14 protein-coding genes are annotated in these 12,420 nt (G+C 65.5%); 10 read left to right on the top strand and 4 right to left on the bottom strand.

The features are described 5' to 3' along the window. Positions 1-138 precede the first annotated feature (138 nt). Positions 139-615, top strand: a complete 477-nt coding sequence (locus BUA41_RS16685) for a GNAT family N-acetyltransferase (RefSeq protein WP_072824942.1) — start codon at positions 139-141, stop codon at positions 613-615. 33 nt (positions 616-648) lie between these two features. Here BUA41_RS16685 and BUA41_RS16680 read toward each other — a convergent pair whose 3' ends face one another. The 3 genes from BUA41_RS16680 to BUA41_RS16670 form a co-directional block, all read right to left on the bottom strand. After that, positions 649-1,062 carry a PIN domain-containing protein gene (locus tag BUA41_RS16680; RefSeq protein WP_072824940.1) on the bottom strand — a complete coding sequence of 138 codons (414 nt, stop codon included), beginning with the start codon at positions 1,060-1,062 and terminating at the stop codon, positions 649-651. Continuing rightward, positions 1,059-1,301 carry a DUF6364 family protein gene (locus BUA41_RS16675; protein ID WP_072824938.1) on the bottom strand — a complete coding sequence of 81 codons (243 nt, stop codon included), beginning with the start codon at positions 1,299-1,301 and terminating at the stop codon, positions 1,059-1,061. Before BUA41_RS16675 ends, BUA41_RS16680 begins: the two co-directional genes overlap by 4 nt. A gap of 131 nt (positions 1,302-1,432) precedes the next feature. After that, complete coding sequence (locus tag BUA41_RS16670; RefSeq protein WP_072824936.1) at positions 1,433-2,350, bottom strand: LysR family transcriptional regulator; 918 nt, start codon at positions 2,348-2,350, stop codon at positions 1,433-1,435. A 93-nt stretch (positions 2,351-2,443) separates the two neighbouring features. On the opposite strand from BUA41_RS16670, the gene BUA41_RS16665 reads away from it, so the two are divergent. From BUA41_RS16665 to BUA41_RS16650, 4 genes are all read left to right on the top strand, one after another. Continuing rightward, on the top strand, positions 2,444-3,562 hold the full coding sequence (locus BUA41_RS16665) for an NAD(P)/FAD-dependent oxidoreductase (RefSeq protein ID WP_072824934.1): 1,119 nt from the start codon (positions 2,444-2,446) through the stop codon (positions 3,560-3,562). After that, the gene (locus tag BUA41_RS16660) at positions 3,546-3,845 is read left to right on the top strand and encodes a (2Fe-2S)-binding protein (protein ID WP_072824932.1); all 300 of its coding nucleotides are present in this window, start codon (positions 3,546-3,548) and stop codon (positions 3,843-3,845) included. Before BUA41_RS16665 ends, BUA41_RS16660 begins: the two co-directional genes overlap by 17 nt. After that, on the top strand, positions 3,835-5,235 hold the full coding sequence (locus BUA41_RS16655) for an FAD/NAD(P)-dependent oxidoreductase (protein ID WP_084671775.1): 1,401 nt from the start codon (positions 3,835-3,837) through the stop codon (positions 5,233-5,235). Before BUA41_RS16660 ends, BUA41_RS16655 begins: the two co-directional genes overlap by 11 nt. Before the next feature lie 65 nt (positions 5,236-5,300). After that, entirely contained in the window at positions 5,301-6,056 is a 756-nt protein-coding gene (locus BUA41_RS16650) for a transporter substrate-binding domain-containing protein (RefSeq protein ID WP_245791946.1), read from the top strand. A 28-nt stretch (positions 6,057-6,084) separates the two neighbouring features. On the opposite strand, the gene BUA41_RS16645 is transcribed toward BUA41_RS16650, so the two are convergent. Continuing rightward, positions 6,085-7,113, bottom strand: coding sequence for a LacI family DNA-binding transcriptional regulator (locus BUA41_RS16645; RefSeq protein WP_072824930.1), 1,029 nt, complete (start codon positions 7,111-7,113; stop codon positions 6,085-6,087). 104 nt (positions 7,114-7,217) lie between these two features. Here BUA41_RS16645 and ltnD point away from each other — a divergent pair, with 104 nt between their 5' ends. Genes ltnD through BUA41_RS16620 form a run of 5 tightly spaced genes read left to right on the top strand, consistent with a single transcriptional unit; the run spans position 7,218 to position 12,168 of the window. After that, positions 7,218-8,147, top strand: coding sequence for an L-threonate dehydrogenase (gene ltnD, locus BUA41_RS16640; RefSeq protein WP_072824928.1), 930 nt, complete (start codon positions 7,218-7,220; stop codon positions 8,145-8,147). A 4-nt stretch (positions 8,148-8,151) separates the two neighbouring features. Next, on the top strand, positions 8,152-9,465 hold the full coding sequence (gene otnK, locus BUA41_RS16635; protein WP_072824926.1) for a 3-oxo-tetronate kinase: 1,314 nt from the start codon (positions 8,152-8,154) through the stop codon (positions 9,463-9,465). Then, the gene (gene otnC, locus BUA41_RS16630) at positions 9,462-10,109 is read left to right on the top strand and encodes a 3-oxo-tetronate 4-phosphate decarboxylase (protein ID WP_072824924.1); all 648 of its coding nucleotides are present in this window, start codon (positions 9,462-9,464) and stop codon (positions 10,107-10,109) included. Before otnK ends, otnC begins: the two co-directional genes overlap by 4 nt. 41 nt (positions 10,110-10,150) lie before the next feature. Next, a complete protein-coding gene (gene denD, locus BUA41_RS16625; protein ID WP_072824922.1) occupies positions 10,151-11,113 on the top strand; it encodes a D-erythronate dehydrogenase in 963 nt (320 codons plus the stop codon). Positions 11,114-11,166: 53 nt separating this feature from the next. Then, positions 11,167-12,168: a TRAP transporter substrate-binding protein gene (locus BUA41_RS16620; RefSeq protein ID WP_084671773.1), complete on the top strand. Its 1,002-nt coding sequence runs from the start codon at positions 11,167-11,169 to the stop codon at positions 12,166-12,168. Positions 12,169-12,420: the final 252 nt, after the last annotated feature.

Raw genomic sequence — 12,420 nt, 5'->3', positions numbered from 1 at the left:
ATTTTAGATTTACCAAAATATTGAATATCAAGAGAGGAGCGAATGAATATTGCCATGTTTAGATGCTTGCCCATCGCCTTGAAGTAAGCCGCTGCGCTCTCGTCGCGGTGGCCCGCGCGTTCGAAGAAAGAGGGAAAGATGGCTGACCTTCCGGAACTGCGCCGACTCCTTGCTGACTCGCCCCACCTGTCGCGCGTTGCCCGGTGGCAGCATGAACAGTGGGGCCGGCTGTACCCCGAGACCTCGTTTCGCGCCTGGCAGGAGGAACTGCGTGGGATTTGCGGGACCCGAGGCGTGCCCTCGGTGTTCCTCGCCCTTGAAGAGGGACGCCCGGTCGGCACCGCGAGCCTGGTGGAAGACGACATGGAGGTGCGTCGCGAGCTCACGCCCTGGCTGGCCTCGGTGTTCGTCTTGCCGGAATGGCGTGGCAAGGGTGTCGCTTCACATCTGGTGCGGCGCGTCGAGCATGAAGCTCGACAGGCGGGAATCGAGCGGCTGTATCTCTTCACCCCGGATCGACAGGCGCTCTATCGGCGGCTGGGCTGGGAGACGCACGAGGCACTCGTCTATCGCGGCGAGGAGGTGACGATCATGACGCGGCGCCTCGTCACATGATTGGCGCAGCGGCGTTGGCACCTCGCCAAGGCATCACTTCTCTTCGAGGCCAAGCAAATACTCTTCAGGTGTTACGGCAGGTATGGGCGAGCCGTTAAAATCACGCACGTTACGCGACAGGATGGTATCGCAACCCGAAGATTCCGCTGCAGCCGCCACGACCGCATCCTCGAAGTCCGGCCACCCCAGCGCCTGGGCACGCAGCAACTCCGGTCTTCCCACCGAGGCCACCGTGAAATGCTTCAATAGCCATTGGATAGCCTGAGCCGCGACGTCCCGGTTCTGGTGGCGGGCGATGATAAAGTAGACGGTCGTGATGGCGTGGGCAGATAACGCGCCAGTGATCTTGTTGCGAATGATCCGATCCATCACTGCAGCCGATGCCTGGTAGTGCGGTTCACGCCGCTGGATGACGTCCAGCACCACGTTGGTATCCAGCAGGATCATCCATGCTTCTCTTGCTGGTATTTACGGTATTCGGCCTCGGCATCCACGTCGGCTGGCACCAGGCCGGTGATGAAGTCCAGCTCGGGTGATGGCACGCCGTTTCCCAAGGCACGCATGCGCCGGAGATAGCGATCGATCACCTCGGTCACGCTCAGGTCATGGGCCTTGGCATAGGCCTTGGCGAACTCCACGTCCTGGCGCGGCAGGCGGATGGTCAGCTTGACGGTCTCGGCTGGCATGGTGCACCTCCAGTACGGCTAGGATTTACATAGTATACGGCTAGTTTGCAGCATGACCAATAAGGTGCTGGCTTCACCGCCGGGCATGTCTTCAAGGTGGCTGCTTCAAGAAGGCGGCGTTCGAGAGGGTGTCATCGATTGCCGTCGATCATGCTCAACTTGCCATGATGCCGCCGAAACAGGGCGATGAAATCTTGCGCCAACCGCGAGGCCGGCCGGTCCCTCGGGGTCAGCAGGGCGAAGTCCTCGCCTAGGGTGGGGGCGAAGGGACGCAGCGTCACGCCGCCGCTGCCGAAGGCCCGGGCGCTGATGGGATCGAGAATCGCCACCCCCAGGCCATGATGCACCAGTCGAATCGCCTGCAGGGCCAGGGAGACCTCCAGGCGCTGGCGCGGGCGTATGCCCTCCCGCTCGAGCAGGTGATCCAGGGCCTGGCGCAGCGGATCGTGCCGCTCGAAACAGATCAGCCGTTCGCCGGCGAGATCCTCCGGGGCGACGGTTTCCCTGGCTTCGAGGGCATGGCCCTCGGGCAGGGCGCAGAGGCTCTCCAGCCGAAAGACTTCCTGGTCCACGCGATCGTCGTTCTCGGCGAGGATGGCGAAGCCCAGGTCGCAACGCTGGGTCATCACCTCTTCCACTACCTGCTCGGAGCGATAGGTGGAGAGTTCGACACGGGCGTCGGGATGCGTCGGCACGAAGTCCGCCAGAATATCGGGAATGAACACCAGGCCCAGCAGGGGCATGGCGCTGATGCGCAGCCCGCCGATCTCGCGCTCGCGGATGCGTCGCGCGGTATCGCGCAGGTGCTCGTTGCCGGTCCAGACCCGGACCACTTCCCGGTAGAAGAGCCGCGCCTCCGGCGTCGGCACCAGCCGTCCGCGCCGGCGCTCGAAGAGTGCAAAGCCGACGTCGTGCTCGAGCTGCTTGAGCAGCCGCGTGACGCCGGGCTGGGCGGTCAGCATGCGCTGGGCCGCACCGGAGACCGTGCCGCACTCCATGACGTGCTTGAACGCGACGATCTGGCGGTCGCTGAGGTAAGGCTTGGACATAACGAAAGGATATGGCTTGGCCAGGTATTGGTATTGGATCGTATAGCCTGGCGCGCCTATCGTCGAGTGACGACCTTTGCAACGAGCCTGGCAATGAAGCAGCGCGACTTCCTCATCGTCGGTGGTGGCGTGGTGGGCATGGCGGTGGCCTACGGGCTGGCGCGCGCCGGCCAGGGCGTGACCGTGCTCGACGAAAGCGACGATGCCCTGCGCGCCTCACGAGGCAATGCCGGTCTGGTCTGGGTGCAGGGCAAGGGCGTGGGCATGCCGCGCTACGCCGAGCTGAGCCTCGAATCCGCCAAGGCCTGGGCCGATTTCGCCGGGGAGTTGACCGAACGTACCGGCATCGAGCTCGAATATGAGCAGCGCGGCGGTGTCGATCTGTGCCTGGACGCCGAAGAAGCGCGCTCTCGCCAGGCGGACTACGCCGAACTACAGAATGCCTCGCGCTATATGGCCGCGAACTTCCGCTGGGAGTATCTCGATCGCGAAGCACTAACGTCTTGCCTGCCGGGACTGGGCGAGACGATCCCGGGAGGCACCTGGTCGCCCCACGACGGCCAGTGCAATCCGCTCTATCTGCTGCGCGCCCTGTATGCCGCCAGCCGCGCCTTGGGCGTCGAAACCCGTCCCGCCACACCCGTGGAACGACTCGAGGCGACTGCAGGCGGCTTTCGCGCCACCACGCCCCAGGGTCAATTCACGGCCGAACGGGTGATCCTTGCGGCGGGGCTCGGTGCACGGCAACTCGCCTCGGGGCTGGGGCTCACCGCGGCGGTGCGTCCGGTGCGCGGCCAGGTGCTGGTTACTGAGCGGCGCCCGCCCGGCGGGCGCCTGCCCACGCCGCAGATTCGCCAGACCGCCAGCGGCGGCTACCTGATCGGCGATACCCACGAGGACGCAGGGCTCGACAAGGGCGTGACCCTGGCCATGATGCAGTCCCTGGCGGAGAAGGCGGTGCGCATCTATCCGGATCTCGAGGCGGCGCGTCTGGTGCGCAGCTGGGGCGCGCTGCGGGTGATGACGCCGGACGGCCATCCGCTCTACGAAACCTCCACCACGCACCCCGGCGCCTACAACCTCAATTGCCATAGCGGCATCACCCTGGCGGCATTTCACGCCGAGGGGCTGGCGGAGGCGATCCGCGACGACCGCCTCGAACAGAGCTTTCCACACTTCTCGGGGGCACGCCTGCATGTTTCAGCGTCTTGACACCGCCGCCACGCCGACGCGCCACGTCCAGGTCTGGCTGGACGGCGAGCCTCATCGCGTTGCCGAGACCCTGACGGTGGCCGCCGCCGTCCTGCAGCTGCGCGGTTGGCAAGGCTATCGCCGCCATGTGGACGGCACACCTCGGGCACCGCTGTGCATGATGGGCGTCTGCCAGGAATGCCTGATCACCATCGACGGGTGCGCCAATCGCCAGGGCTGTCTGGAGCCGGTGGCCGAGGGCATGCGCATCGAGCGCCAGGGAGGCGACATCCATGATGGCTGAGTCGCGCAACGCCGATATCGCCATCGTCGGCGCCGGTCCGGCGGGCATGGCCGCCGCGGTCACGCTGGCCGATGCCGGCTATCGACCGACGGTGTTCGACATGAACGCCGCCCCGGGCGGGCAGATCTATCGTCAGTTGCACGCGCCCCAGGCGAGCGACGCCGTGATGGGCAAGGACTACCGGCGCGGTCGTGAACTGCTCGACGCCTTTCTCCAGGCCGATATCGACCATCGCCCCGGCAGTCGCGTGTGGTGGGCCGATAATGACGCCTCGGGCACGGCGCTGGGAGTGCTGGCTCGAGGCCAGACACAGCGCTGGCAGGCTCGGCAGCTGATTCTCGCCGGTGGCGCCATGGAGCGCGGCTGGCCGTTCCGGGGCTGGCAGCTGCCCGGGGTCATGAATGCCGGGGCCGCGCAGATCCTGCTCAAGCAGGGTGCCCTGGTGCCCTCGATACCGCCGGTGCTGGCCGGCAGCGGGCCGCTGCTCTACCTGCTGGCCTGGCAGTATCTGCGTGCCGCCCGCCCGCCGGCGCTGATCCTGGATGTCGCGCCGGCCAGGCGTTATGGCGAGGTGCTGCACCAGGTACATCGCGCCTGGCTGGGGCGCGACTATCTGCTCAAGGGAGCGCGTCTGATCGGTGCTCTCAAGCGTGCAGGCGTGCCCATCCGCCAGGGCATCACTGCCCTGGAAGCCGAGGGCGATACGGCCGTCGAGCGGGTGCGCTATCGCCACAAGGGCCGCTGGCACACCCAGCCAAGCGAACTGCTGCTGACACACTTCGGCGTGACCCCTGAGCCTCAACTGGCGCGCAGTCTGGGACTCGAGCACGTCTGGCACGCGGGCCAGCAATGCTTCGTGCCGCGGCGCGACGCGACCCTGGCGGCCGGCACCAATCTATGGATCGCCGGCGACGGCGGCGGCATCGGCGGCGCCCTCAACGCCGAACGCGAGGGCCGGCTGGTGGCCCTGTCCCTGCTCGAGAACGAGCAAAGGACAACGGCCGAGCAACGCCGGGAAGGACAAGCACTGCTCGCGGCACGTCGCCGCGATCTCGAGGCGCGGTGCCTGCTCGAGCGCCTGTTTCGTCTGCCCGAGAGTTGGCTCGACGACCAGTCGGCGGAGACGCTGGTGTGCCGCTGCGAGAGCGTCAGCCGCGGCGAACTCGATCTGGCCATCACCCAGGGCGGTGCGGGTCCCAACCAGCTCAAGGCATTTACCCGCTGCGGCATGGGCCCCTGCCAGGGCCGCCAATGCGGCGAAAGCGTCACCCGACTGCTGGCCCAGCGTCTCGGCGGGACGCCGGACGCCGTGGGCTACTACCACATACGTCCGCCGGTTCACTCGATCACCCTCGGGGAACTGGCGGCACGAGAGGCATCGCGAGCGTGACCGGCAGCGGTTGACACTCGCGGCTCGGCAAGACGACCAGTGGGACAACAACAAACGAGGCAACGATGATGAACAGGACACTCATTTCCAGCGTATTGGCCACCACCCTGCTGATTGGAACGGGCGCCCAGGCACAGCAGGACCCGCTGCGCATCGGCGTGGACATTCCCTACGAGCCCTACCAGTACAAACTGCCCGACGGCACCATCACCGGCTTCGAGGTGGAGCTTGTCGAGGCCGCCTGCGAACGGATGCAGCGCGAGTGCCAGTGGGTCGAGCAGGCCTGGGACGGCATCATTCCCGGTCTTCAGGCGCGCAAGTACGACTTCATCGCCTCGTCGATGAACATCACCGAGGACCGCTCCCGGCAGGTGCTGTTTTCCGAGCCCTACTTCCAGGTGCCCTCGGTGTGGGTGGGCCAGGCAGAGGGCGACTTCGCTCCGGAAGGGGGCGATCTCGAAGGGGCGGCCGTGGGCGTGCAGCAGGGCACCATCCAGGATGAATATGTGACCCAGTTCTATCCCGAGGCCGAGATTCGCCGCTATGGGGATTCCGGTGCCGTGGTCAACGACATGCAGGCCCAGCGCCTGGACCTGGTGTTCACCGCCTTTCCCCTGGCCCAGGAAACGCTACTCGGCAACGAGCGGTTTACGCGGGTGGGCGAACTGGTCACCGGCCCCGAGTCGATCTACGGGCCGGGGATCGGCGCCGCCTTTCGCAAGCGCGACAAGGAACTGGTCGGGGCCTTCAACGCCGCGATGAAGAAGGTCAAGGAAGACGGTACCTACGATGAGTTGCACGAGAAGTACTTCGGGGAGTGAAGGGCGCTCGGGAAACGCCTGGCGAGGGTCAGGTGCTTCCCCCGACTTCCAGGATAAAGCCGACATCGTGGCTCCGACGGGGCACCGGCTCCCCCTCGAGGCGCGCAATGATCTGCCGGGCTGCCATGCGCCCGATGGCTTCCCGGGGCGAGACGACGGTGGTCAGTCTCGGGGTGACGTGCCGGCCGATCGGTAGGCCGTTGAAGCCGGCGATGGCGATCTTTTCGGGGATGCCGATGCCCTGGCGATTGGCGTGCAGCAGGGCGCCGGTGGCGAGATCGTCGTTGGCGAAGTGAATCGCATCGGCATCCGGGTGAAGACCTACTATTTCATCGAGTGCCCGGGCGCCGGTCTCGAACTGGCTCAATTGATCCATGTCGAGCAGGGGGGCTTCGAGGCCGGCGTCCTGCAGCACCTCACGATGGCCGTCGTAGCGCAGTCCGGCGCGATAATCCAGGGCGATCCGTGACGCCACGTAGGCGATACGGCGATAGCCTTTCTGTACCAGGTGGCGGGCCATGCAGCGCCCGGCCTCGCGGTGGTCGAGTCCGATATTGAGGTCGATGGCCTCGCCCAGTTCCATGATCTCGGCAATCGGCCCCTCCCACTGGCGAAGGATGCGCCGACAGGCATCGCTGTGGCGCAGCCCGGTGATGACCAGCGCCGAAGGTGACCAGCCCAGGAAGGTCCGGACGAGTTGGTACTCGCGCTCGAGGTCGTAGTCGGTATTGCCCAGCAGGATCTGGTAGCCGTGGCGCTCGAACTCGCTCTGCAGGCCGTTGATCACCTCGATGAACACGACATTCGAGAGCGACGGCACGATCGCCGCGATCACACGAGAACTCGCCGAGGCCAGGCTGCCCGCCAGCAGGTTGCGCACATAGCCCACCTTGTCGATGGCACTTTCGACCCGCCGCCGTGTCGCCGGCCGTACGGCGTCCGGTGAATTGAGCACCCGCGATACCGTGATCGCCGACACCCCGGCTTCCCGGGCAACATCGGCCAGGGTGGGTTGCATGACACGCTTGCGGTGACGCTTGGGGGTGCTGTTAGACATTGGTCCTGTATTTCCTGCCCGGTCTTGCTTCGCTTCGAAGGGTAATCTAGAAATAATGGTAGCGCTAACATCACGTTTCATGATCGTCACCAGGGAGTCAGCGAGTGTCCCATCATTCCGCATCGTCCATCGGCGTCATCGGCCTGGGTGCCATGGGGCTCGGAACCGCCACCGCCCTGCTCGACGCCGGGCTCGCGGTCATCGGCTGTGATATCTCGGCGCAGGCTCGGGAGACGTTTGCCTCCCGGGGCGGACGCAGCGTGGCGACACCGACAGAGCTGGCCGCCGAATGCGACCGGGTGGTGGTGATGGTCGTCAATGCCGAACAGGTCGATGCGGTGCTGTTCGGCGAGCAGGGGCTGGTCGGCGTGATGGCACCGGGGAGCCTGATCCTGCAGTGCGCGACGGTGGCTCCAAGCTATGCTCAGGAACTCGGCGAGCGTCTGGCACAGGTGAACCTGCTCATGCTCGATGCGCCGGTCAGCGGTGGCGTTGCCAAGGCCCGCAGTGGAGAGCTGTCGGTGATGTCCTCGGGTAGCGAGGCAGCCTACGCCAAGGGCCAGGCGGTGCTGGACGCCATGGCGGCCACGGTCTACCGCCTGGGCGCCGAGCCGGGGGCCGGCTCCAGCGTCAAGCTGGTCAATCAGCACCTGGCCGGCGTGCACATCGCCGCCGCGGCCGAGGCCATGGCGCTGGGCCTGCGCATGGGACTCGACCCGGACATGCTATACGAGGTCATCATCCATTCGGCAGGCAACTCCTGGATGTTCCAGAATCGCGTGCCGCATATCCTCAAGGGTGACTACACCCCCTTGTCGGCGGTGGATATTTTTGTCAAGGATCTGAATATCGTGCACCAGGCCGGACGCGAGCTTCAGTTGTCGATGCCGGTGGCCTCCAGCGCCCTGCAGCAGTTCACCGCGGCCAGCGGCGCCGGGCTGGGCCGCGAGGACGACTCGGCGGTGATCAAGGTGTATCAGCGCCTTTCCGCTTTCGACCTGCCGGCGGCCAACGACAGCGACGGGCAGGGGTGAGGTCATGAGCATCGTGCTCGGCGCCATCGCCGACGACTTCACCGGTGCTACCGACCTGGCCAACAACCTGGTGCGTGCCGGCATGCGCACCCTGCAGGTCATCGGCGTGCCCCAGGCAACGCTCGATCTCGCTGACATCGATGCCGTGGTGGTGGCGCTCAAGTCGCGCTCCTGCCCCGCCCGCGAAGCGGTCGACGACTCCCTTGCGGCGCTGGACTGGCTGCTCGAACGGGGCGCACGGCAGATCTTCTTCAAGTACTGCTCCACCTTCGACTCCACCGATGCCGGCAATATCGGCCCGGTGGCGGATGCTTTGCTGGAACGTCTGGAGGGTGAACAGACCGTCATGGTGCCGGCCTTTCCGGTCAACGGTCGCACGGTCTATCAGGGCCATCTGTTCGTCGGCGACCGGCTGCTCAACGACAGCGGCATGGAGCACCATCCCCTGAACCCGATGACGGACGCCGACCTGGTGCGGGTGCTTTCGCGCCAGACGCCGCATGCGGTGGGCTTGCTGGCGCGAACGACCCTGGCCGAGGGTGCCGAGGCGGCACGGGCGCGTCTCGAGGCCTTGCGGGGGCAGGGGATGCGCCATGTGATCTGCGACACCCTCGACGAGGACGATCTCGAGGTGATCGCCGGAGCCGTAGCCAATTTTTCTCTGGTCACCGGTGGATCGGGGCTGGGCCAGGCATTGCCAGTCGAATACCGGCGTCTCGGTTGGCTGGCCTCCGTGGAGAACGCCGGACGCCTGGCCCCGGCGAACGGTGCCGCCCTGGTGCTGTCGGGAAGCTGCTCTCGAGCTACCCTGAGTCAGGTGGAACATTTTCTAGCACGGCATGACGGCTTTGCGCTCGACCCGCTGGCGCTTGCCGAGAGTGATGCCCAGTTCGAGCAGGCGCTGGCCTTCGCCCGGGAACGGTTGTCTGGCGGTGACGGCTCGGAGCCGGTGCTGATCTACGCCTCGGCGGCACCGGACAAGGTCAAGGCTGCCCAGCAGCAGCTTGGCGCGGCGCGGGCCGGAGAACTGGTCGAGCGCGCCCTGGCCCGGCTGGCCCAGACGCTGGTGCTGGAAGGGGTGGGGCGCCTGGTGGTTGCCGGTGGTGAAACGTCGGGGGCCGTGGTATCCGCCCTGGGAATTCGAGAACTGCGCATCGGCGAACAGATCGACCCCGGCGTGCCCTGGACCCAGACGTTCCTCGAAGAGCGAGAGACGCCGTTGTCCCTGGCACTCAAGTCGGGCAACTTCGGGGCCGTCGATTTCTTCTCGCGTGCCTTCGATGCGCTTCCGGAAGCGTCAGGAGAGAGAGCGTCATGAGCGTTGGGGACATCAATCGACTGCGCGAACAGATCAGCGTCTACGGCAAGTCGCTGTTCGACCGCGGCCTGACCATGGGGTCAAGCGGCAACATCAGCGTGCGCCTCGATGACGGCGGCTGGCTGATGACCCCCACCAACGCCTGCCTGGGACGTCTCGATCCGGCGCGGATCTCGCGCCTGGATGGCGACGGGCGGCTAGCCGATGGCGATACGCCGACCAAGGAGAGCTTCCTGCACATGGCGATGTACGGCGAGCGGCCCCAGTCCGAGGCGATCGTGCACCTGCATTCGACGCATTCGGTGGCGGTCTCCTGCCTGCCCGAGGTCGACCCCGGCGACTGCATTCCGCCGCTGACCGCCTATTACGTGATGCGCGTCGGCCGGCTGCCGCTGGTGCCCTATCACGTGCCCGGCGACCCGACCCTCGGCGATGCGGTCAAGGACCTGGCGGGCAAGCACAGCGCGGTATTACTGGCCAACCACGGGCCGGTGGTCGCCGGCAAGTCCTTGGAGGCGGCGGTCTATGCCATCGAGGAGCTCGAGGAGACCGCCAGGCTGTTCCTGCTGCTGCGCGGACAGAACCCACGCTGCCTGACCGATGAACAGGTCGCCGAGCTCGAGGCGCGCTTTCCCCGCGAGTGACACGCGACGCCAAGACAGACAATGACAACAAGGGATCCGATATGCACGTTCTCGTCACCGGCGCCGCCGGTTTCCTTGGCCAGCGCCTGGTCAGAAGGCTCGCCGAAGGTAGTGAGCTGTCAGGAAAACCGCTCTCGCGCCTGACGCTGATCGATCAGGTGGAAGCCGAGGGGCCTGTCGATGCTACCTTCGAAAGTGTTTCCCGTGCTCTCGATATCGCCTCGCCCGGAGCCTTGGACGAGGTGCTGGATGAGCGCCCGGATGTCATCTTTCATCTCGCCGCGGTGGTCAGCTCGGCTGCCGAGGCGGATCTCGACCTGGGCATGACGGTCAACTTCGACGCCACCCGGGCCCTGCTGGAAGGGTGTCGCTTCCGCAAGCTCCTCGAAACGCGCCTGATCATGGCCAGTTCCGTGGCGGTCTACGGTGGCGAGCTCCCCGACGTGCTCGACGACATGACCGGGCTGACGCCCCAGAGTTCCTACGGTACCCAGAAGGCCATGAGCGAGCTGCTGATCAACGATTACAGTCGCCGTGGCCTGATCGACGGCCGGGTGCTGCGTCTGCCGACCATCGTGATCCGCCCCGGGCGTCCCAACGCCGCGGCCTCTAGCTTCGCTTCGAGCATCCTGCGCGAACCGCTCAACGGCGAGGAGGCAATATGCCCGGTGCCTACAGACCTGGCCCTGTTCGTGATGTCGCCGCGCAAGGTGGTCGAGGCGCTGCTGCACGGTGCCGAAGTGCCGGGGGATGCCTTCGGAGCCTCGCGCAGTCTGATGCTGCCGGGCATTACCGTGAGTGTCGCCGGCATGCTCGAGGTGCTGCGCGAGTATGGCGGCGACGAGGCCCTGGCGCGAGTTCGGCACGAACCGGATGCGCGTATCGCGGCCATCGTGGCCAGTTGGCCAGGCAGGTTCGAAAACCTGCGCGCCAGTCGGCTGGGGTTCGAAGGGGACAGGGATTTTCATGAGATCGTCGAGGCCTTCCTGGACGAACGTGGCTGATCCCCCCACCGAGGGGTGAATTCAAGAGCGTCAACAACAACGAGGTCATAACAATGAAAGACAGATTCCTACGCCGTACTCTCACCATGGCCGTCGCGGGTGCCACCGCTGCCACGCTCGCCATGAGCACGCTGTCTGTCCAGGCGGCCCAGAACGTGACGCTGGGGCATACCCTATCGGACAGTTCCCATTATTCGGTAGGAGCCGATGCCTTCAAGGAGACCCTCGAACGCCTCAGCGACGGCGAGTTCCAGGTGACCGAGCATCCCTCCGGCGCCCTGGGAGGCGAGCGGGCCATGATCGAAGGCCTGCAGATCGGTACCGTGGATATCGTCATCACCTCGACGGGGCCGCTGGGGAACTTCGTGCCGGAAACCTACGTGCTCGATCTGCCCTTCCTGTTCGAGGACTACGAGCAGGCCCGCTGCGTGCTGGATGGCGAGATCGGCGAGGACCTGCTGGCCAAGATGGGGGACAACAACCTGGTGGGGCTGGCCTGGACGGAGAATGGCTTCCGTCACATGACCAATAGCCAGCGGGCCGTCAAGACACCTGATGACGCCGAGGGTCTCAAGGTGCGCACCATGGAGAACAAGGTGCACATGGAGGCCTTCGAGCAGATGGGGGTTCATCCCACGCCGATGGCCTTCCCCGAGGTGTTTACCGCCTTGCAGCAGGGGGTCGTGGACGGCCAGGAGAATCCCATCACGGTGATCGTGGCGACCAAGTTCTGGGAGGTCCAGGATCACCTCTCGTTGACCGGCCACGTCTATTCGCCGGCGGTGGTGCTGGGGTCGCCGGTGCTGCTGGACGGTCTGAGCGAGGAGCAGCGCGGCTGGTTCGAGCAGGCGGCCGATGCCTCGGCCGAGGCGACTCGGGAAGAGGTCTCCCGGCTCGAGAAGGAAGGGGTGGAAATGCTGCGCGAGAAGGGCATGACGGTGCAGACCGATCTCGACAAGTCGCCGTTCCAGGAGGCGGTAAAGCCCGCCTACGAGATCTATACCGATCAGTATGGGGATGAGATGCTGGAGCGTATTCGCGCCAGCGACTGCTGAAAAAATATTGGGTAAATGCCTGCACGAACGAATCGCTTCGCTATGGCCGCCTTCCATGGCGGCCACCCTTCGGGCCAGCCTGAAGGCTGTTCAAATTCGTTCCTGACGAATTTGTGCGCGGTGCTCAAAAACTCGCCTAACACTTAGTTATGTCTCGTTTTTTGTGCGCCGGGCGCCTCGCGCTTCATTTCGTTCGGCAATTTATTCAGCGTTTTCTCAAAGAAACGGGCTCTTAGGTAGTTGATTCCTTGC

The sequence above is a fragment of the Modicisalibacter ilicicola DSM 19980 genome (assembly GCF_900128925.1).
In the GTDB taxonomy this organism is placed as follows: domain Bacteria; phylum Pseudomonadota; class Gammaproteobacteria; order Pseudomonadales; family Halomonadaceae; genus Modicisalibacter; species Modicisalibacter ilicicola.
Note: the sequence above shows the minus strand (reverse complement) of the source record. Positions and strands in the feature narration are given on the sequence as shown.